Source organism: Pseudonocardia sp. EV170527-09 (assembly GCF_008369905.1).
Lineage (GTDB): Bacteria > Actinomycetota > Actinomycetes > Mycobacteriales > Pseudonocardiaceae > Pseudonocardia.
This window is the reverse complement of sequence record NZ_VRMC01000078.1, coordinates 1-18,613: the sequence shown is the minus strand read 5'-3', so window position 1 is coordinate 18,613 and position 18,613 is coordinate 1. Positions and strand designations below refer to the sequence as shown.

Sequence of the window (18,613 nt, the reverse complement as noted above, 5' to 3'; positions counted from 1 at the left end):
ATGTGGCCGTCGATCGAGCGCAGCGCGATCGACGGTGTGTAGTCCGAACCGCCCTCGCCGGCACGGGCCCGGCCACGCCGAGCCCTCCGGCGGGGGGTCCGCTCAGGTGCGGCCACGGTGGCCACTCCGGCGCCACGGGTCGGGACGGCCGGTGCGCGCGGGGAGGCTCGCCCCACGACCACTGCCGCTGCCACGGGCCCGGCGGAAACGGCTGCGCCGCGGCGCGCTCCCCGGCTCCGGCAACGGCGGGACCACGCGCGTGGGGGCCGCGACCGGGGCCTCGAACCCCGGGACCACCGGACCGGCGGTGTCGGGGACCGACTCCACGAGGGTGCCGGACGCGGGGCGCGGCGTGGCGTCCGCCGCGGTCAACGAGGAACGGCGGGGGGCACCGAGTGCGCGGGCCCGGCCGCCCGAGGAGGGGGTGCCCGGGTGGGCGCGAGTGGTGTGGACACGCACGTGGGACGCACGCACCGAGCCGCCCGCGGCCTTGCGCCCGGCCCGCGGACCGGTCACCTCGGCCCAGAACTGGGCGAGCACCTGACCGAGCGGACGCTCGTAGTCGATCTTCTTGCCGAGCAGGCGGGTGATCGCGATCGTGCCGACGAGAGCCCATGCCACGGAGAAGAAGTCCAGTCCGATGCCGAGCCGGCGCTGGACGAACATGATCAGCATCATGACGAGGAGACCCACGCCGTAGCTGACGTAGCGGGCGCGCCAGGGAAACGTGGCACGCGGCGGCCCGAGCCAGACGGCGTCGACGCGGTAGACCTCGTCGTCCGTGCGAACGAGCACGGGTCAGCCCGGGGTCACGAGCAGGTTGGCCAGCGCCTGTCCGATGGCCGGACCGCTGCCGGTCACGGCGATGCCCAGTGCGATCAGACCCACCAGCAGTCCGATGCTCCGCCGGGCCACGCCGGCGTTGTCACCACGACCACCGATCCACAGCAGGATGACGGCGATCGCGAGCAGGATCAGCGGCACGATGTTGTTCGTGATCCAGTCGCGGAGGTTGACCGTGGTCAGCTGTCCGCCCTGGGCGAGTACCAGCTGGATCGCCTCGTACGAGGTCTTCACAGCTCCTCCTTGCGGCAGTCCATTTGTCCCGGTCGCTCCCGCAGGCGAGTAGACCACGAGACCCGTACGTGATCCTAGGGGCTGAGCCACCCGGCCCACGCGTGCGCCACGCTGCGCGATCGGGTCGACACGGTCGGAGCAGTGTCGATCGGGCGTGACTCGCATCTCCCCGGCGACCCGCCCCCGGCCCGAGATGTCATGGTCGGCCTTGTCTACTGTTCGGTAACAAGTATGGCCCGACCGTGACGGGGTCGGGCGACCCACGGCCGGGCGCACTACCCTTCGCCCGACCGTCGTCGCACCCCACCACACCAGTGCGACGACGAGGTCCGAGGAGGCACTGCGATGACGAGGCCCGTCCGGTCCCGGCGGCACGGTACGCCGTGCGCGCACGACCGCACCCCCGCCTCCGCACGCCCCAGGACCGGTTCACCGTTTCCCGTCCCGATCCGTCACGGCAGCACCACGCTCCGGCAGGGACCGCTGGGTGTTCTACAGGGAGGTTCCTCCAGATGACCTGGGTGCAGTACACGCTCGGCATCATCACGGTGCTGTCGGCAGTGGTCGCCGTCGCGCTCGTGTCCATGACCGTGACCCGGATGGTCCGGATCATCCGGCTCGGTCAGCCCGACCCGACGCGCAACGGCCCGTTCGGGCCGCGGCTCGCGACCATGCTCAAGGAGACCCTGGGCCACACCAGGATGCTCAAGTGGACCAAGATCGGCATCCTGCACTGGCTGGTCATGGTCGGCTTCCTGGGCCTGATCCTGGCACTGGTCGAGGCGTTCGTGGAGGTCTGGAACCCGACCTTCCACCTGCCGCTGATCGGCGTGTGGTCGGTGTACTCGATCTACGTCGAGTTCCTCGGCGTCGCCACGGTCGTGGGCATCGGCGCGCTGATCGTCATCCGGCAGCTGAACAACCCCCGCTCGCAGGGCCGGCTGTCGCGGTTCTACGGGTCGAACATGGGCCGGGCGTACTTCGTCGAGGGCGTCGTGTTCCTCGAGGGCCTGGGCATCCTGGTGGTGCGGGCCGCGAAGATCTCGCTCAACGCCTTCGACGTGCCGGTGTGGTCAGCTCCGGTGTCCTACGCCCTGTCGACGATCCTCCCCGCCTCCACCGCGCTGGTCAGCGTGTTCGCCGCGGTGAAGGTCCTGTCGGCGATGATCTGGCTGATCGTCATCGCGGCCAAGCCGACCATGGGTGTGGCCTGGCACCGGTTCACCGCGTTCCCGAACATCTACTTCAAGCGCAACGACGACGGCTACAAGGCCCTCGGCGCGACCCGGCCGATGATGAGCCAGGGCAAGGCGCTGGACCTGGAGGAGGCCGACCCCGACACCGACACGTTCGGCGTCGGCAAGGTCGAGGACTTCACCTGGAAGGGCCTGCTCGACTTCACCACCTGCACCGAGTGCGGCCGCTGCCAGTCCCAGTGCCCGGCCTGGAACACCGAGAAGCCGCTGTCGCCGAAGCTGCTGGTCAACGCCCTGCGCGACCACGCCTACGAGAAGGCCCCCTACCTGCTCGCCGGCGGCAGCCGTGACATGGCCGGCGACGAGGTCGGCATCACCGGCGAGGGCGCCGAGGAGCGGCTCAAGGCCATCCCGGTCGACGCACTGGAGGCCGCGGGCCGCCCGCTGATCGGCGGCGAGGACGTGAACGGCGTCATCGACCCCGACATCCTGTGGTCCTGCACCACCTGCGGCGCCTGTGTCGAGCAGTGCCCGGTCGACATCGAGCACGTCGACCACATCATCGACATGCGCCGCTACCAGGTCCTGATCGAGACCGAGTTCCCCACCGAGCTCAACTCGCTGTTCAAGAACCTGGAGAACAAGGGCAACCCCTGGGGCCAGAACGCCAAGGACCGCCTGGAGTGGACGAAGGGCCTGGACTTCGAGGTCCCCGTCGTGGAGGGCGAGCTCGACGCCGACACCGAGTACCTGTTCTGGGTCGGCTGCGCCGGCGCGTTCGACGACGGCCAGAAGAAGACCGTCCGCGCCACCGCGGAACTGCTGCACCGGGCCGGGGTGAACTTCGCCGTCCTCGGGTCGGGCGAGACCTGCACCGGTGACCCGGCGCGCCGCTCGGGCAACGAGTTCGTGTTCCAGATGCTCGCGCAGCAGAACGTCGAGGTCCTCAACACGGTCTTCGAGGGCCGCGAGACCGGGACCCGCAAGATCGTGACGACCTGCCCGCACTGCCTCAACACCCTGGGCCGGGAGTACCCCCAGCTCGACGGGCACTACGAGGTCGTGCACCACACGCAGCTGCTCAACAAGCTGGTGCGGGAGAAGAAGCTGGTCCCCGTCTCGGCCCCCGCCGCCGACGCCGCCCCGGTGACCTACCACGACCCCTGCTACCTGGGCCGGCACAACGAGGTCTACGAGGACCCGCGCGCCCTGGTCAGCGCGGCCGGAGCGACCCTGTCGGAGATGCCGCGGCACGGTGACCGGTCGATGTGCTGCGGTGCCGGTGGCGCCCGGATGTGGATGGAGGAGCGCATCGGCAAGCGCATCAACTTCACCCGCGCTGAGGAGGCCGCCGAGACCCTCACGAAGGCCGGTGGCGGCTCGGAGCCGTCCGGGACGCTGGCGGTCGGCTGCCCGTTCTGCCGCACGATGATGACCGACGGCGTGAACCAGACCGCCGGTGAGGCCGTGCAGGTCCAGGACGTCTCGCAGATGCTGCTCGCCGCGGTCAAGCGGGGCGACCCGGCACCGGAGCCGGAGCCCGTCGCAGCCGAGACCACCCCAGAGACCACCGCCGAGGACGCGCCGACTACCGAGACGCCCGCCGTCGCCACACCGGAGGCGGAGGTCGCCGAGGAGGCCGCGACGCAGGACCCGGCCACCCCGGCCGGCTCGGACGGGGCGTCGAGCACCGGAACCCCGGCGTCGTCGGGCAACGGGAACGGCAACGGCTCGACCAACGGCTCGTCGCCGGAGCAGGCCGAGCAGCAACGCTCGAACGAGAACTGACCCACCACCGACGACGGCCGGGCGCACCCCGCGCGGGGGCCCGGCCGTCGTCGTGTGTGCGGGGGTCAGCAGGGGGCGAAGGAGCTGACCTGGAACGTCGACGGTGTGGTCCGGGTGAGCACGACCCGGCCCAGCTGGGGTGCGGCGGCCCCCCAGGCCGAGCGGCAGGCGTCGACGGTGGTGGTGGCGCCGACCGCCACCACCGGGTCGGGGCGGCGGTCCGGCTCGGTGACCCCGGCTCCTTCCGGCACCCGGCCGTGCAGCACGGCGACAGCGTCCTCGCAGGTGGGCGCCCCGGTGGCGGCCCGCACCTGGTCCAGCGCCGCGGGCTGCACGAGCCGGCAGACCCGAGCCGGGTTCGGCGAGGCGACCCCGGTGTCCAGCGAGACGAGCGCGAGCTGTGGGCGGGCGACGCCGAGATCGGTGCGGAACTGGGTGCCGGCCTGCGCGTCGATCCGGGCCTGGTCCTGACGGATCTCCGCGGAGCGGAACGAGTAGCCGACCCCGGACACGACCAGCAGGACCACGCCCAGGGCGAGCACCTTCCAGCGGGGCAGCAGCAGCGCCCCGGCGACGATCACCCCGACCGACAGGGCCAGCGCCCACGCCCACGGGTTCTCGCGCGTCCCGTTCACCAGGGCCGCGACGAGCACGACCCCGGCGACGTGCGGTGCCCAGCCCTGCAGCAGCCGGTCCAGCCGCAGCAGGGCGAGCAGGACCAGGGTGCCGAACCCCAGTCCGACCGGGACCCACCAGCGGTCCGGGTCGTCGAGGAAGGGCAGGAGCAGCAGCGCCGCTCCGGCCAGGCCCAGCGCGGTGGCACCGCGGAGGCTGCGGGGTCGCAGCCTCCGCCACGGGGCCCAGGGATCGTCGGGCCCCGGCCCGGTTGGGTCGTCGCGCCCCGCCCCGGGTCCGGACGGCACGGAACCGCCCGTCGCGGGCCCGTCCGGGAGCACGAGGGCGCGCGGGTCGGCCTCCGGCGGCGTCCGGGGCTGCTCCGGGGTCGGCACGACGAGCTCGGTCCCGGGCACCGGCGGGGGCACCGTGCCGCGGTCCGCAGCGCCGCCCTGTCCGGTGGGACGGCCCGCAGCGTCGCCCGGCCCGGTGGGACGGTCCGCGGCGGCGCGGTCAGGCGAATCGGGAGCGTCCGGCCGGCGGGCGGCGGGGCGGACGCCGCGGTCGGGTCGTCCCCTGCGGCGACGGCCGGTGGCCCACGGGTCCGGGGAGCTGCGGTCGGCGTCCATCACCTCCCAGCGTAGCGAGGCGGGAGCCCGCTCAAGCGCCGAAGAACGCGTTCATGCCCGGCTCGTCGGACAGGTAGGTCTCGATCTCGACGATCCGGCCGTCCCCGATCCTGCAGACGGTGGCGAGGTGCTCGTCGAGCACCCGGTCCCCGCGGCGGGCCGTGTTGTGCAGACCGAGCGCGACGTTGTCGGCGCTCACCAGGACGTGCTCGAGCGCGAAGTCCACCCCGTAGGAGGCGATCAGCGCCGCACGGTCGAGCACCGCCTCGGCACCGTCGACCCGACCGGAGACCGCGTTGTTCCCGGGCAGGGTCCAGGTGACGGCCGGGTCGAGAACCGCTCGCAGCCGGTCCTTGTCCCCGGTGGTGAGGGCGGAGTGGAATTCGGTGGCGATGTGGTGACGGACGTCCATGGCTCCTCCAACTGTTCGAGTTGATTCGAACCGTAGTCCCCGAACCCGACCGGAGCCAGATGATCGCCGCCACATCAGTTCGAACACAGTCGTACCATGGGTCCATGCAGGACGACCCGACCCGCGACGAGCTGAGCATCGAGACCGTGATCGCGGCGCTCGACCATCCGGTGCGGATGCGGGTCGTCCGCACGCTGGCCGCCCTCGGCGAGGACGAGACGCTCACCTGCCAGGAGATCCTCCCCGATATGACCAAGAGCAGCGCGAGCCATCACTGGCGGACGCTGCGGGAGTCGGGCGTGATCGAGCAACGGCGCGACGGCAGGGTGCTGCGGACCCGACTGCGGCGCGTCGACCTCGACGCGCGGTTCCCCGGGCTCGTGGCGGCCGTCGTCGACGGGTGAGCTCAGCTCCGCCGGGTGTCGGTGCGGTGGAAGCTGCGGAACGCGCGCGACGGGGTCGGCCCCCGCTGCCCCTGGTAGCGCGACCCGACGCCCTCGGTGCCGTAGGGCCGTTCGGCCGGGCTGGACAGCCGGAACAGGCACAGCTGCCCGATCTTCATCCCCGGCCACAGGGTGATCGGCAGGTTCGCGACGTTGGACAGCTCCAGCGTGATGTGCCCGGTGAAGCCCGGGTCGATGAACCCGGCGGTGGAGTGGGTCAGCAGGCCCAGGCGCCCGAGCGAGCTCTTGCCCTCCAGCCGGCCGGCCAGGTCGTCGGGCAGACCGACCCGCTCGAACGTCGACCCCAGCACGAACTCGCCGGGGTGCAGCACGAACGACTCACCGTCCGGCGTCTCCACCGGGGTCGTCAGCTCGTCCTGCTGCTGGGCGGGGTCGATGTGGGTGTAGCGCGAGTTCTGGAAGACGCGGAAGAACCGGTCCAGCCGGACGTCGACGCTGGACGGCTGGAGCATCTCGACGTCCCACGGGTCGAGCACGAGCCGGCCGGACTCGATGTCCTTGCGCAGGTCGCCGTCGGAGAGCAGCACACCGACAGCCTATCCAGGGCCGACGGTCACGCCTCGGAGGACTCCTCGGAGTCCGACTCCACCTCGCCGGGACAGTGCCGGCCGCCGCCCACGAGGTCGTCGGGCAGCTGCGGCGAGCGGGTCAGCCCGAACATCCAGGCGATGGCCTGCTCCGCCCGGGCGGCCTCGAAACCGTCCGACGCGGCGGCGCGACGCCCGTGGTCACCGTCGAGCACCTGCGCGACGGCGGCGGCCGTGTCGTGGGCGGCGATGCTGCGGATCGAGTCGCCGGGCTGCGGCACGTTCGGCCCGTCGACCAGCACCGCCAGGGTGCCGAGGCCGGGCGCGTCGACGACGAGCTCGTGATCGTCGCTGACCAGGACGGTCGCCGCGGCGAGCACGGCCAGCTGGTCGGACAGCGGGGGCTCGGGCACAGCCGTCACCCGGGGGTGGGTGCCGAGCGACCGGACCGTCTCCCCGGCGGCGAGCGCACCGAAGAGCACGATCTCGATCCGCGGGTAGCGCTCCAGCAGGTCCGCGACGCCGCGCAGCACCGGCGACGACGACGCCCGCGCCAGATCGACGACGATCAGCCTGCGGTGCTCGTCGTGCACCCGCTCCAGCGCGCCGACACAGCCCTGGTGCTGCGGCCCTGGCAGCGAGTTGATCGTGTCGCCGATGGTCAGCACGTTCGGGCCGAGGGGGCTGCCCAGCGCGGAACCGCTGGTGGTGAGGAACAGCGACGCGAGCTGGCCGATGACCCGCCGGTGCGCCTCCTGCGGGAACGGGCACGGCAGGTCGTCGGTGCACATCCCGGCCTGCATGTGCACGATCGGGATCCGCCGCCAGAACGCGACCGTCGCCGCGACCTCGGCCGCCAGCCCGCCGCCGTGGACCAGCACCGCGGACGGGTCCTGGTCGACGAGCAGCTGGTCGAGCCGGGTGAACAGCGCCGCGGCGACATCGGCCATGCCGGGCCCGGTGTCCAGCGGCAGCAGGATCGTGATGTCGGTGGGGACGCCGAGCGCCTCGAACGCCTCGTGGACCGCCATCGGGTCCGGCCCGGTGGCGACGGTGATCCCACGGATGCGGTCCGCCGCCGCGACGGCCCCGGCGACCGGGGCGAGCCGCGCGACTTCGGGACGGCTGCCGGCGATGAGCAGGACGTCGTGCTCATGGCCCGGGGGGAACCCGGGCGCATCGACCGACATCGGGTCGAACACCGCCATCGCAGTCACCTTCCGGCCGAGGTTTGACCGACGGCGCCGAGTGTGCGCGGAGCGGGTGGCCCGGTCGAGACATGCGCGCCCGGTGGTCGGTTCGTGCGGTGGCCGGGGCGGGGAGGTCCGTGACAGGTCCGCGGATCGTGGTGCTAGGGTGATCTCGCGACATGCGGATGTAGTTCAATGGTAGAACATCAGCTTCCCAAGCTGAATACGCGGGTTCGATTCCCGTCATCCGCTCCAACCACGAAGGCCCAGCTCACACGGTGTCCACACCGGAGCTGGGCCTTCGTCGTATCTAGATCCACTTGGCCCGTGGGCCATTGGCGGGCCATTCAGCCGACCGGAACCCGGCTGCCTGCGGGGCCGTCCTCGTCGTCCTCCTGGTCGTCGGTGTCGATCTCCCGGCCCTCGACGAGCGCACTCAACCGATCCGCGATCCGCTGGTCCGCCTCACTCGTGGCCCGCTGGTAGATCAGGGCCGCGCGCATGTCGTCGTGACCCATCCGCGCCATCAGGTCCCTGGTGCTGGCGCCGGTCTGCGCAGCGAAGAGGTTGCCGGTGTGCCGCAGATCGTGGATGTGCAGCCCGGGCGCGCCGAGCTTCCGGACCGTCTCGGGCCACTTCGTCAGGTTGTTGAAATGTGCCCGCCGCAGCGCCCCACCCTTCGGACCGGTGAAGACCAGCGCATCCGAAGCCGGCCCGACGTAGGTCATCAGGTGCTTGACGATCTCAGGCCGGATGGCCGGCGGCACGGAGATGGTGCGGACACCGGCCCGGGACTTGGGCGGACCGACGACGATCCCTCGGCCCACGACCTCCGTGTGCGCGACGGTGACCCGGATCCAACTGCCGTCCGGTGCGATGTCACCGCGCCGGAGGGCGGACACCTCGCCCCAACGCAGGGTGGTGAAGGCCGTCACGAGGATCATCGCGCGGAGCCGGCGGTGTCGCATGGCGTCGGCGAGCTTGAAGACCTGCGGAACGGTGAGCACCGGGCGTTCGGCCGGATTCTCCCGGTCAGCGCCGCGGACCCTGCAGGGGTTGCGAGAGATGATCCCGTCCTCCTGGACCGCGGTGTTCAGGACGGCACGGAGCAGCCGGTACGACTTGGCTGCAACCGACTGTGAGACGCCCGCGGCCAGGAGATCGGAGCGCCACTCCCGAACCAGCGCCGTACTGAGGTCACCGATCTTCACATCACCGAGGCGCGGAACGACGTGCTTGGTGAGCAGCCACCGATAGAGCTCCACCGTTCGCGGACGCAGCGACGGTCGCTCAGTGATCCACTTATCGGCGTACGCACCGATCGGAATCGCCGCGCGCAGCGGATCCGTCCACTCGCCGCGAACCATCTGCGACTCGACCACGACCAGCCATTGCTCGGCGTCCCTCCTGCTCGGGAACGTCCGAGGAGCAGATCGCATCCGGCCGTCAGGACCGGGAAAGCGCGCCTGCCACCGGCCCGACGAGCGTTCACGGACGTTGCCGAAACGTCGGCGACCGGACTTGTTAGCCATCTACGCCACCCCGCCCAGGTCGCGCCGAATGCTGGCCACGGTGATCGCTTCGACCCGTCCGGCTCGCACAAAGTCCTCCAGGTCGACGACCGCAATCCGGACGTGCGCGCCGACCTTGTGGAAGGCGATACGTCGCTCGGCGACGAGGCGCCGGACGAACCGGACCGAAGTGTTCAGGTACTCCGCCGCCTCGGCGACGGTCAGATATCCGCTCACAGCCGGGGCTCCTCACGCTGCCTGGTCGGTAGTTGCCGAACGCTCGCCGTCGAGTGGTGGATCACCAGCTGCCATCACCGCCGCGTCGTAGTCGGCCCGCCATCGCTGGCGTTGGTTGATCGCGTGCAGCAGCAGGACCGGCCGGCTGGGGACATCGCAGTCCCCGGCCCGGGTGCGTTCCCACTCGAACGGCCCGTCATCGACGGCGTAGCCGGGGCGGACGCCGGCCTTGTCGAGCAGTTGCCGAACGAACGCCGCCCGCTCGGAGCGGTGGTCCTTGAGCGACTTGTTCGACCACTTCCGCGAGACCAGGACCCGGCGGCCGGCGATGCCGAGGTGCTCGGGCTTGTGGGCCTTGCCCTTGCAGTGCCCCGGCACGGTGGAGAGGCGGGCGCCTTTGGGCTCGATGCCGTAGAGCAGCCAGATCGGGCAGCGCGGCGAGCACGGGGTGATCGCGAGTTCGGCGGTGAGCCGGCGGGCGTGCTCGCGCTGCCGATCGGTGGCGGTCTCGTCGAGCCCGGCGGCCTGCCCGACACTCTTGGTGAGGTACTTGGTCAGGTAGCCGATGTGGCGACCAGCCTCCTCAGTGCCGCCGAGGATCCCCTTCACGTGCACCTGAGCCCCGAACACCACGGTGTGGGCGGGGGCGTGCAGGACCTCCGGGTCGGTGGCCTCATCGAAAGTCAGCAGCGGCTCCTTGGTGTCCGGGTCAACGAAGCCCTTCGCGTGGTCGTCCCAGCGCGGCAGCCGATCCCCGGAGTAGACGATCTCGTCGTGGTGAGGCCACCACACCTGGTGATATGTCGCCTGGGCGATCGCGCGCAGCTCAGCCCGGGAGATGGAGCCGCGGATAGCGGCGTGGAAGTGCGGCGCCCCACGCTTCTGGGGTTCGACGGTCCCGAAGTACTGCACGTCCCACCCGACGCAGCGCCGCGTGTTCTGCCAGAACCGGTCGAGGATCTTCGGGAAGTGGATCGCATCCCGAGCCGCACGCCGGTAGTCGTAGTTGCTCGGATCGACCGCTGCCCCGTTGCCGTCCACCCGCCCGTAGGAGTCCAGGGTCAGTGTGAGGAAGGTGGACGGCCGGTACTTCCCGCCGAAGACCTGCCCCAGGGTGCGGTTCTCCACCGGACGGCGCGGAAGGTTCGGCGCATCCTGGCGGCGCCGGGTCGAGCGGCGCACGACCTGCGGGGTGGGGTCGAGCGGGGCGAGCCGGCCCCGGACCCCGAGGGCGCGTAGCTCCTGGTCGAGTTCGGCGACGGTCTCCCGGATCTCCTCGCACTCCTCGTCGTCGCCGTCTTCGCGGGCGGCGGTGTAAGCCATGTGCAGATCCGCGCGAGTGGCCATCAGCTCCTTCTGCGCCTCCGACGGCGCCGCGGGCGCGGTGATGGGTTCGTCCTCGAGATGCCAGCCCTCCCGGCACTGCACCATCCGCAACCGCCGGGCCTTGTCCGAACACGGCCGGCACTGGTCCTCCCGGGTCGACCCGCACGGCACCGGGACCACGTCGACCCGCCCGGAGGTGAGGTCGATCCGGCGCATGGCCAGCGGGCGGATGCAGACGCCGTGGTCTTCGGCGAGCTGCTGTGCGACGTCGTTGGACAGCGCCAGGAGGGCCTTTTGGGCGCGGGTGAGCTGATCCTGATCGATCGGCTCGACGGCGGGCGAGTCCTCGGTGTGAGCGGTGGTCATGCGACACCTCCGGCCGGGAACGGGGTAGGTGTGGGCAGCGGGTGCACGGTCCCGGGCTCGCCCGAGGTGTGGCCGGTGACGTAGTCCTCCAGGGCCTTGATCGTCTCGTCGGGGACCCAGCCGGCCCGCACCCGCAGCGGTTCGCGGATGCCCTCGCCGAACAGGTAGCCCACACCCGGCTCCGATTCGCCGATCCGGTTGGCCCAGGCACCGCGGTCGTAGGCGTGTTCCCCGAGCACCATCGCGACGTGGCTCTTAGAGGCGACGCGCAGGCAGATGCGGCGCGGGAACAGCTCCCGGACCGGGACGGTGTCCTTCGTCGGTTCCTGCACGTAGCCGCGCACGGTGTAGCCCAGCGCGCGGCCCTGGGTGGTCAGCAGCGCGATGCGTTCGGTGATCGCTTCACGGGTCTTCCGGTCGCCGACGTAGCGGACGAGGGCACCGATCTCGTCGAACTCGATCAGCTCCAGCGGCGTCTCCTTGGTGATCGGCACCGTGCGCACGTGCCCGGCGTGCTCACGCTTGCGGGCCTCCATCCCGTCCACGAGCTCATCCAGCAGGGCGAGCGCGTCCTTCGAGGTGACGGCGTAGCGGTGAAAGATCCGCCGCCCGTAGGCCAGTTCCATCCCCTTCGGGTCGATCCCCGACACGCGCACGAGGCCGTCCCGGATCGCGGGGGCGATCGACGCGATGGGCGCCCACATCACCGAGTTCTTCCCCGCGCCGGTGGAGCCGGCGGTGAGGGTGTGGCCGCCCGCGAGGGGCTGGTACCAGTCGGTGCCGTACTCGGTGCGCCCCGACCACACCCGGCCCAAATCCAGCGCGGCCCCGTCAGCGCCGGCCATGTCTGCGATCGAGGCGCAGGGGACGACGTCGGCGAGCAGGTTGCGGCGTTGGAAGTCGATCGAGACCACGTTCGGGGACAGCTCGCGGACCTGGCAGCGCGGCACCCCGCGGGCCACGGCGAGAGACCGCGCAGCCTGGTCAACGTCCTCCGGGGTCTGCCCCGGCACCAGCCGAACACGCACCTCATCCCAGGACGGGCCCGAGCGGACCCCGAGGATCCGCGGCACCTGGTCCCGGCGCGGCTGTGACCGTGGGGCCATCCCGGTGCGACGCAGCGGGTTGACGTTCACGACGATGCCCTGCCCCGGGTCCGGGACGGTGAGGCGGCAGGCGCGCAGCCAGCGCGGCATCCGGCGGGCGTAGACCATCCAACGCTGCCACCACGACCGCAGATGCCGACCCGCCCACACGTCGAACGAGGCGAGGTCGATGCACCGCCACAGCCCGAGCCCGGCCGCCAGAACAGCGACGGTGATCGCGAGGGAGAGCCAGCCCAACCAGTGCACCCACGCCAGAACTACGAGGGTGGCGGTGCTGGTGCGCCAGTGCGTGACCACCAGGCGGGCGAGCTTGTAGGTGCCCTTGACCGCAAGCCACAGCGTCACGAACACGACGGCGACCGCGGCGAGGGCTTCCAGGATGTGGGTGAGGGCCTGCCCGAGCTTGTGCAGCACCCAGAGAGCGACGACCAGGCCGCCACCGGTCAGGATCAGCGTCGCGGTGCTCATCGGTTCCCCTCCTTCCGCGTCGTGGCTCGGGTCTTGCGGACGTGGGTGAGCGGGAACAGCACGGCCTGGTCGAGGTGATCGGCGCAGCGACGCCAACGGGAGTCCGGGCGCTCGACGAGCGGGACGCGGCACACCTCGCACCGGTCCGTCGCCGGGGTGGGCTTCTTGGCGTTCATGCGGCCTCACCGCCCGCAGCCGGCCCGTGGACGACCTCGGTGTGCAGGAGGGCGACGGTGGCGCGCTGGCGGGCGTAGAGGACGTCCCGCTCGGCCGCGGTCGTGCCGCCGACGACACCCCAGCGCCGGGCCGGGTCCTCCCACCGCATCAGGTCCGCCAGGCACGCCGCCGCGACCGGGCAGGAGGCGCAGACCCGCTTGGCCGCCGCGATCCGAGCCGGGGCGTCGGCGGCGGTCTCGATGGGAAAGAACAGCTCCGGGTCGGTGCCCGGACGGGCGCACAACGCGTCAACCCGCCAGTGCTCGGAGGTGGTCATCAAGCCACCACCCCGAGGTCAGCGTGGTTGCACAGGGCACCGGCCGCGTCGGAGGTCGGGCGCCGCTCGGCCCGGGCCCGCCAGTCGCTCGCGGTCTCGGCCCAGAACCGGGCGTCATCGCGCAGGGCTAGCCGGGCGATGATCACTGCATCGCCGTAGACCAGCGGCACGGTCGACGCGGGGCTGTAGATGTGACGTTCCAGGACGCCCCACCAACGGGCCTCCCGGGCGTAGATCTCGGCCAGCCGTTCGGCCCGCACCGCGTGGCCGAGCGCATCGGAAGGGGCCGGAGTGGCGACCGCGCGGCGCAGGGCGGCGGAGCGGGCGAGACCGGCGGTGACGATGGCCGGGACCGTGCCGGCCTCGGCGCGGGGGTCGGGGGTGGTGGGGTGGGGGAGGGTGAAGACGTTCATCTAGCCTCGGTGTCCTTCCGAGTCTCGGACTGCCTGCTCAGGGCGTGAAGAGGTTGAGGGAGACCGGAGGGGAGTCCGCCGCAATCGGGCTCCCCTCCACCCCCACCAGATGGATGCACGTCAGTGGTCAGGCCGCCTCCGAGTTCGATCGGGGCGTGGGCTTGGAGGCCCCGCCGGACGGGGCGCGCATGCCTGAGGCGCGCAGGCTGTAGGCCACCCGGGGCCGGCCGCCGTTCTCCGCGACATACGGGGTGACGGTCAGGCCGTCGAACTCCACCGGGCGGAACGGCATCCCGGCCAGGGACTCCGGCGGCACGGGCTGATGCGTCGCGGCGATCTTCACGACCACCGTCTTGTCCTGCCGCCGCGCGTCAGGGTCGGCATCGAGAACCGAGACCGACCACACCGGGAGACCGGACTCCTTGTCGAGCTGCTGCACCGGACGACCCGGAGCGGACTTGTCGAAGTCACGCACCGCCTCGACCTCGGACACCACGTAGGCGCCGTGGGGGAAGACGTCGCCCATCGACACCGGGAACTTGTTCTTGATCGCCATCGCTGTTCCTCTGCTCGTGGTTCCCGCTGACAGCCAGCGGCATTAGAACCAGCTCTATTGGAGCAAGCGTGCGCGAAACTGTCAATAGAGGGGGTTCTATCTGTCACGCCGATTCTCGCTGAGGCGGTACAGCTACCGTTATCGGAGTCGACCAGGGAGAACCATGAGCACGGTGGGGTACCGCGAGCTGGCCGCGATCCTGCGGGACGCGATCCAGCAGGGCACCTACGCGCCCGGCGACACCCTGCCCAAGCAGGACGAGCTGGCAGCCACGCACGGGGTCAACGTCAAGACCGTCCGCAACGCCGTCGCCATGCTCGAAGCCGAAGGCCTCGTGACCCCGATCCGCCGTCGCGGAACCGTCGTCCGCACCCCGCCACCGATGCGCCGCCTGGGCGTGGACCGCTACAGCAAGAAGAAGTGGAAGTACGGCGACGTCGTCGCGTTCGCAGCCGACCGCGAGGCCTCAGGCCGCGAGTGGAAGCCCAGCGACCAGACGCAGACCGTCTCCCTCGTCGACGCGGACGCCGAGATCGCCGAGGCCTACGACATCGAGCCCGGCGCACCGGTCTACGCGCGGGCGCGGCTCGTGAAGGACGGCGATCAGCCCACCCACACGCTCACGAGCTACTACCTGCCCGCCCACGTCGAAGGCACGCCGCTCGTCGACCCGACACCAGGCCCGGCCGGCCGCGGGGGAGGGTTCGCCGTCCTCACTATGCAGGGCCTGGAACCCGACCATATGACCGAGTCGTTCTACGCGCGCATGCCCACACCCGACGAGGTCGACCAGCTCGACCTCCCCGCCGGCGAGCCCGTGATGATCCTCAACCGCCGCACCTACACCGCCGACGGCACACTCGTCGAAGTCGCGCGAGGCGTGCACGCGGCCTCACGCTTCTCCTGGACCTACTCCTTCGACATCCCCGAGTAGAAGGACCAGCGATGCCGAACACCACCATCCCCGCCGAGTTCCGCGCCGATGTGGAGACGCTGTGGGAGTTCAACCAGATGCACCACGAGCTACGCCCCGTGGACCTCGGCATCGGACTCGGCAGCCACGACCTCGGCGTCGCCACCTACACCGCCGAGCTGTACCACCAGGGCTACTTCCCCCGAATCGTCTTCACCGGCGCCAACGCCCCCACCACCATCGAACGCTTCCCCCGCGGCGAAGCCGTCCACTACCGCGAACACGCCCTCTCCCTCGGCGTCCCCGACGAAGCAATCCTCGTCGAGCCCAACGCCACCAACACCGGCGAGAACATCGACTTCACCCGCGCCCTGGTCGAGGGCGGCGAGCCGCCGGTCCGGTCAGTAATGCTGATCTCGCGGCCGTACCAGCAGCGGCGCGCCTTTGCGATGTGCCACCTCCGCTGGCCGAGTGTCCTGACAATTTGCACGTCGCGGCCATCATCAATCGACGAGTACGTATCCGAACTCGGTGATTCGAACCGCGTCATAAGCATGCTTGTAGGTGACACTCAACGATTGTGGGAATACGCACGGAAAGGCTGGGCTATCGAGCAAGACATCCCGGCCGACATCCAAGACGCGTACGATAATCTAGTTGCCGTTGGATATACCAGCCGGGTTCTAGTTGAGTAGTCCTGGCTGTTGGGTCTGCATCGCTTTCACTCCGCCAATCATAGTTAGATAATTGCGCCGAAATTCAAGCACGGTCAGCGTTGCGTCCCTCGGCTTCCGATGCCGCGTCGTCCGACGCTTCCGGCTGATCACCAGGCTCATCGATCCAGCGACGAGCCATCCGGATATCGAGTTGACCAAATGGCCATGTGTAGCCGATCCTACGCACGAACCGGCGACGCTTTACATCTCTCCGCCTCACTCGCATTGGAACCACAGCCAGTGCGCCGGCTATCCCAACCAGTGCCACGTATACCCAGATAGCGACCGTCGTCCGCGTCGGCTCGGAAACAGCCAGCGAGGGCACCTTTGCCAGAATATCTAGCGCTTGACTTACTGCCGGCAGACCCAAGACGACAGCTCCGACCAGTGCACCAGCAGCTAGCCTAATAGAGCGGCTGGCACTAACGCGCGCCTTCCGTGCCGCGCCTAGGCTGCTAAGCGTTGATATTCTCTCGACAACGTGCCTCCGGAGTGCAATTCTCCCAAGATTAGCGAATATGAAGTCAGCCAAGTCCGATGCCGATCTGGCATTAAACAATACACGATCTTGTTCAGAGAGACCGAAGATAATCTTCTCCTGGAGTGCATCGGCCTTCTCTGCAAGCTTCTTCTTGCTAGCTCCAGCAATCTCACCGTCGAGTAGCTTGAGCTGCCAGAAGCGAAGTAGGGCATTCTCAATGACAATCATCCGAAAGAGGAGGCCCACCGCCGACCACGGTTCGGACCGACCAAACGACCACTCGACCTCCATTGACGTGCCGCCGCTGGAGTAGAACGATGCATCAGGACTGATTGAATGATCACGAAGAATCTCGCCGCCAATCGCGTCCACCCGGGCGCTGTCGATTTCAGGAACACCAGCAAGGACCTGAAGCAGCTCACCGTCATGCGCCTTCTTCCACCGCGACCTCGACCCGCAGCACGCCCACTCCTGTATAGCGACTGTCGTATGGCAAAGCCAGGTCCCTAGTATGGGTTGGCCAAAGTTGGAGACAAGAGCAGCGTGGTAGAAGTGGAAAACATCGACCAACATCGATTCGTCCGGAACATTCAGATTTACCCAGCGTTCACCTCCCTCCACCTCATCTTCCCATCTGCCGGATATGTCGTGGAGGCGCCGCCCATTTGCCAAGGCGTACCCTTTGGCCACGACCTCTGAAATCCTAATCGCTTTTACGCTTGTCTTATCGGAGCGGGTTGCAGCCGTGAGATACTTAAGCGGAGTGGGAGTGTCAACGGAATAACTCATCGTCAGTAATCCCACCCCGGAGTCGTGCAGTGTCAGCGTGATGTCAAGACGCTGAACTCCAGCATCGAAGATCGACCGGCCGAGTAGGTTGATCTCCACATCTACAGGCTGGAGGTCGAGCCGTATAAACGGCATGCGAGACAAGTACTCCATCGGATATAGGTCAAGATCGATCTCGTGGCGCACCTGGTCAAATATCGAGGCCTGACGAACCTCGTCTTCGAACTGATCGCTAGCCGTGCGAAACTCCTGCCAGTCAGATCGATCCTTTTCGTCTCGCTCGTCCCTGTCAGGTCGTCGTCCCGTCAGCCAGCTCCAAGCTACGCGGAGAAGAGACCCGGCCATGATGCGACGCAGCTCCCAGCTCGATTCTCTCCATGTAGAGCTTAGAGACCGATCGACCTCGTCTCGATTGCCAAAATCGGAAAACTCCCGGAGGCGGCTGATGTTCCTAGCGAGGCCGCGATACTTATTTGCCAGGCGAACCTCGCCTGAATTCGGGAGAACTGCCTTATCGGCTAGGCCGCTACGGAGGAGCCTCCTAGCCAGTTCGATGTGTGAGACTTCCGAGCCAGTGTCAAAAACGTATGTGTGCAGGATTAGGCCGTCCGCGACCTGTGCCCCGTCGTGGCGACGAAATCGAAGCTGCATGGGATGATAGTAGTAAGAGACGAAGGTGCGTCCGTGCTGAGGTACGCCACGGGTGTCCCTCCGAGCGGCTCAGGCTCCCGTCGAATATGGCCAGACTGGCGAGGTCGACCGTGTCCGATTCAACGAGCTGCACGGCTTCTCGTATTGCATCGGTAGGAAGCATCGGTAGACCTTCCGCTGCCGAATCCGCCTGTAAGAGATCAAGGCGCCGCCTCCGGCGGCGCGGGCCGGCCACGCCGGCCCTCCGGCTCGCCCGCTCCTGCCTCCGGCCCGCGTGGGTTGCGTCCAGGGACGTGGTGTACGACGTCGTCGCTGATCAACGGCGTGGCGTCGGGATATGAGACGGCCACCGCGTGATCCTTCGAGTGCTTAGAGTTCTCGAGGGAGGAGACGCGATGGCCGCGTCAGACAGTGTGAACGATGTGGCGGGCTGGGTGAACGACCGGCTCGCTGATGCAAGCCCGGATCTGCTCCGGGCGATGATCAAACAGTTCGCCGAGACGCTCATGGCGGCCGAGGCCGACGCGATGTGCGGCGCCGGCTATCGGGAACGCAGCGCCGAGCGGGTCAACTCCCGCAACGGCTACCGGGCCCGGGACTGGGACACCCGCGCCGGCAGCGTGGAGCTGGCGATCCCCAAACTCCGCACCGGTTCCTACTTTCCCGACTGGCTGCTCGAGCGCCGGCGC

At 69.4% G+C, this 18,613-nt stretch carries 20 protein-coding genes and 1 tRNA gene; 6 read left to right on the top strand and 15 right to left on the bottom strand.

Going from position 1 to position 18,613, the window contains the following annotated elements:
• Positions 1 to 102: 102 nt before the first annotated feature.
• Both FVA95_RS21435 and FVA95_RS21430 read right to left on the bottom strand, forming a co-directional pair.
• Positions 103 to 795: a hypothetical protein gene (locus tag FVA95_RS21435; RefSeq protein ID WP_149665765.1), complete on the bottom strand. Its 693-nt coding sequence runs from the start codon at positions 793 to 795 to the stop codon at positions 103 to 105.
• A gap of 3 nt (positions 796 to 798) precedes the next feature.
• A complete protein-coding gene (locus FVA95_RS21430; protein WP_020622502.1) occupies positions 799 to 1,077 on the bottom strand; it encodes a hypothetical protein in 279 nt (92 codons plus the stop codon).
• Positions 1,078 to 1,589: 512 nt separating this feature from the next.
• Here FVA95_RS21430 and FVA95_RS21425 point away from each other — a divergent pair.
• Positions 1,590 to 4,061, top strand: a complete 2,472-nt coding sequence (locus FVA95_RS21425; RefSeq protein ID WP_149665764.1) for a (Fe-S)-binding protein — start codon at positions 1,590 to 1,592, stop codon at positions 4,059 to 4,061.
• Between the two features lie 65 nt (positions 4,062 to 4,126).
• On the opposite strand, the gene FVA95_RS21420 is transcribed toward FVA95_RS21425, so the two are convergent.
• Together FVA95_RS21420 and FVA95_RS21415 are read right to left on the bottom strand one after the other, a co-directional pair.
• Positions 4,127 to 5,305 carry a hypothetical protein gene (locus FVA95_RS21420; RefSeq protein ID WP_149665763.1) on the bottom strand — a complete coding sequence of 393 codons (1,179 nt, stop codon included), beginning with the start codon at positions 5,303 to 5,305 and terminating at the stop codon, positions 4,127 to 4,129.
• Between the two features lie 31 nt (positions 5,306 to 5,336).
• Complete coding sequence (locus FVA95_RS21415; RefSeq protein WP_149665762.1) at positions 5,337 to 5,717, bottom strand: nuclear transport factor 2 family protein; 381 nt, start codon at positions 5,715 to 5,717, stop codon at positions 5,337 to 5,339.
• A gap of 104 nt (positions 5,718 to 5,821) precedes the next feature.
• Between FVA95_RS21415 and FVA95_RS21410 the strand changes: the two genes are divergently transcribed.
• Positions 5,822 to 6,121 carry a helix-turn-helix transcriptional regulator gene (locus FVA95_RS21410; RefSeq protein ID WP_149665761.1) on the top strand — a complete coding sequence of 100 codons (300 nt, stop codon included), beginning with the start codon at positions 5,822 to 5,824 and terminating at the stop codon, positions 6,119 to 6,121.
• A 2-nt stretch (positions 6,122 to 6,123) separates the two neighbouring features.
• Here FVA95_RS21410 and dcd read toward each other — a convergent pair whose 3' ends face one another.
• On the bottom strand, positions 6,124 to 6,708 hold the full coding sequence (gene dcd / locus FVA95_RS21405) for a dCTP deaminase (protein WP_020621988.1): 585 nt from the start codon (positions 6,706 to 6,708) through the stop codon (positions 6,124 to 6,126).
• A 26-nt stretch (positions 6,709 to 6,734) separates the two neighbouring features.
• Positions 6,735 to 7,916, bottom strand: a complete 1,182-nt coding sequence (locus FVA95_RS21400) for a UDP-N-acetylglucosamine 2-epimerase (RefSeq protein ID WP_240051648.1) — start codon at positions 7,914 to 7,916, stop codon at positions 6,735 to 6,737.
• A 163-nt stretch (positions 7,917 to 8,079) separates the two neighbouring features.
• Between FVA95_RS21400 and FVA95_RS21395 the strand changes: the two genes are divergently transcribed.
• A tRNA-Gly gene (locus tag FVA95_RS21395) sits at positions 8,080 to 8,153 on the top strand.
• A gap of 92 nt (positions 8,154 to 8,245) precedes the next feature.
• On the opposite strand, the gene FVA95_RS21390 is transcribed toward FVA95_RS21395, so the two are convergent.
• The 8 genes from FVA95_RS21390 to FVA95_RS21355 form a co-directional block, all read right to left on the bottom strand.
• Positions 8,246 to 9,430 (bottom strand): tyrosine-type recombinase/integrase, encoded by a 1,185-nt coding sequence (locus tag FVA95_RS21390; protein ID WP_149665760.1) that lies wholly within the window; start codon positions 9,428 to 9,430, stop codon positions 8,246 to 8,248.
• Positions 9,431 to 9,646: a helix-turn-helix domain-containing protein gene (locus tag FVA95_RS21385; RefSeq protein WP_149665759.1), complete on the bottom strand. Its 216-nt coding sequence runs from the start codon at positions 9,644 to 9,646 to the stop codon at positions 9,431 to 9,433. It lies immediately after the preceding gene.
• A gap of 12 nt (positions 9,647 to 9,658) precedes the next feature.
• Positions 9,659 to 11,338, bottom strand: coding sequence for a replication initiator (locus FVA95_RS21380; RefSeq protein ID WP_149665758.1), 1,680 nt, complete (start codon positions 11,336 to 11,338; stop codon positions 9,659 to 9,661).
• Positions 11,335 to 12,912: an FtsK/SpoIIIE domain-containing protein gene (locus FVA95_RS21375; protein WP_149665757.1), complete on the bottom strand. Its 1,578-nt coding sequence runs from the start codon at positions 12,910 to 12,912 to the stop codon at positions 11,335 to 11,337. The genes FVA95_RS21380 and FVA95_RS21375 overlap by 4 nt, the downstream gene beginning before the upstream one ends.
• Entirely contained in the window at positions 12,909 to 13,088 is a 180-nt protein-coding gene (locus FVA95_RS21370; protein WP_149665756.1) for a hypothetical protein, read from the bottom strand. The genes FVA95_RS21375 and FVA95_RS21370 overlap by 4 nt, the downstream gene beginning before the upstream one ends.
• Positions 13,085 to 13,405: a WhiB family transcriptional regulator gene (locus FVA95_RS21365; protein ID WP_149665755.1), complete on the bottom strand. Its 321-nt coding sequence runs from the start codon at positions 13,403 to 13,405 to the stop codon at positions 13,085 to 13,087. Before FVA95_RS21365 ends, FVA95_RS21370 begins: the two co-directional genes overlap by 4 nt.
• Entirely contained in the window at positions 13,405 to 13,818 is a 414-nt protein-coding gene (locus FVA95_RS21360) for a hypothetical protein (RefSeq protein WP_149665754.1), read from the bottom strand. The genes FVA95_RS21365 and FVA95_RS21360 overlap by 1 nt, the downstream gene beginning before the upstream one ends.
• A 127-nt stretch (positions 13,819 to 13,945) precedes the next feature.
• Positions 13,946 to 14,374 (bottom strand): plasmid replication, integration and excision activator, encoded by a 429-nt coding sequence (locus FVA95_RS21355; protein ID WP_149665753.1) that lies wholly within the window; start codon positions 14,372 to 14,374, stop codon positions 13,946 to 13,948.
• Between the two features lie 163 nt (positions 14,375 to 14,537).
• On the opposite strand from FVA95_RS21355, the gene FVA95_RS21350 reads away from it, so the two are divergent.
• Both FVA95_RS21350 and FVA95_RS21345 read left to right on the top strand, forming a co-directional pair.
• A complete protein-coding gene (locus tag FVA95_RS21350) occupies positions 14,538 to 15,308 on the top strand; it encodes a GntR family transcriptional regulator (protein WP_149665752.1) in 771 nt (256 codons plus the stop codon).
• Between the two features lie 11 nt (positions 15,309 to 15,319).
• Positions 15,320 to 15,982: a YdcF family protein gene (locus FVA95_RS21345; RefSeq protein WP_149665751.1), complete on the top strand. Its 663-nt coding sequence runs from the start codon at positions 15,320 to 15,322 to the stop codon at positions 15,980 to 15,982.
• 64 nt (positions 15,983 to 16,046) lie between these two features.
• Here the strand turns inward: FVA95_RS21345 and FVA95_RS21340 are convergent, their stop codons facing one another.
• Positions 16,047 to 17,924, bottom strand: coding sequence for a hypothetical protein (locus tag FVA95_RS21340; RefSeq protein ID WP_149665750.1), 1,878 nt, complete (start codon positions 17,922 to 17,924; stop codon positions 16,047 to 16,049).
• Between the two features lie 395 nt (positions 17,925 to 18,319).
• Between FVA95_RS21340 and FVA95_RS21335 the strand changes: the two genes are divergently transcribed.
• Positions 18,320 to 18,613 (top strand): transposase (locus FVA95_RS21335; RefSeq protein WP_193564365.1); only part of this gene is annotated, 294 nt, incomplete at its 3' end.

Coding starts and splice junctions, on each gene's coding strand:
- FVA95_RS21425 (WP_149665764.1), top strand. CDS start 1,590: ATGACCTGGGTGCAGTACACGCTCGGCATCATCACGGTGCTGTCGGCA.
- FVA95_RS21420 (WP_149665763.1), bottom strand. CDS start 5,305: ATGGACGCCGACCGCAGCTCCCCGGACCCGTGGGCCACCGGCCGTCGC.
- FVA95_RS21415 (WP_149665762.1), bottom strand. CDS start 5,717: ATGGACGTCCGTCACCACATCGCCACCGAATTCCACTCCGCCCTCACC.
- FVA95_RS21410 (WP_149665761.1), top strand. CDS start 5,822: ATGCAGGACGACCCGACCCGCGACGAGCTGAGCATCGAGACCGTGATC.
- FVA95_RS21400 (WP_240051648.1), bottom strand. CDS start 7,916: ATGGCGGTGTTCGACCCGATGTCGGTCGATGCGCCCGGGTTCCCCCCG.
- FVA95_RS21390 (WP_149665760.1), bottom strand. CDS start 9,430: ATGGCTAACAAGTCCGGTCGCCGACGTTTCGGCAACGTCCGTGAACGC.
- FVA95_RS21380 (WP_149665758.1), bottom strand. CDS start 11,338: ATGACCACCGCTCACACCGAGGACTCGCCCGCCGTCGAGCCGATCGAT.
- FVA95_RS21375 (WP_149665757.1), bottom strand. CDS start 12,912: ATGAGCACCGCGACGCTGATCCTGACCGGTGGCGGCCTGGTCGTCGCT.
- FVA95_RS21370 (WP_149665756.1), bottom strand. CDS start 13,088: ATGAACGCCAAGAAGCCCACCCCGGCGACGGACCGGTGCGAGGTGTGC.
- FVA95_RS21365 (WP_149665755.1), bottom strand. CDS start 13,405: ATGACCACCTCCGAGCACTGGCGGGTTGACGCGTTGTGCGCCCGTCCG.
- FVA95_RS21360 (WP_149665754.1), bottom strand. CDS start 13,818: ATGAACGTCTTCACCCTCCCCCACCCCACCACCCCCGACCCCCGCGCC.
- FVA95_RS21355 (WP_149665753.1), bottom strand. CDS start 14,374: ATGGCGATCAAGAACAAGTTCCCGGTGTCGATGGGCGACGTCTTCCCC.
- FVA95_RS21350 (WP_149665752.1), top strand. CDS start 14,538: ATGAGCACGGTGGGGTACCGCGAGCTGGCCGCGATCCTGCGGGACGCG.
- FVA95_RS21345 (WP_149665751.1), top strand. CDS start 15,320: ATGCCGAACACCACCATCCCCGCCGAGTTCCGCGCCGATGTGGAGACG.
- FVA95_RS21340 (WP_149665750.1), bottom strand. CDS start 17,924: ATGCAGCTTCGATTTCGTCGCCACGACGGGGCACAGGTCGCGGACGGC.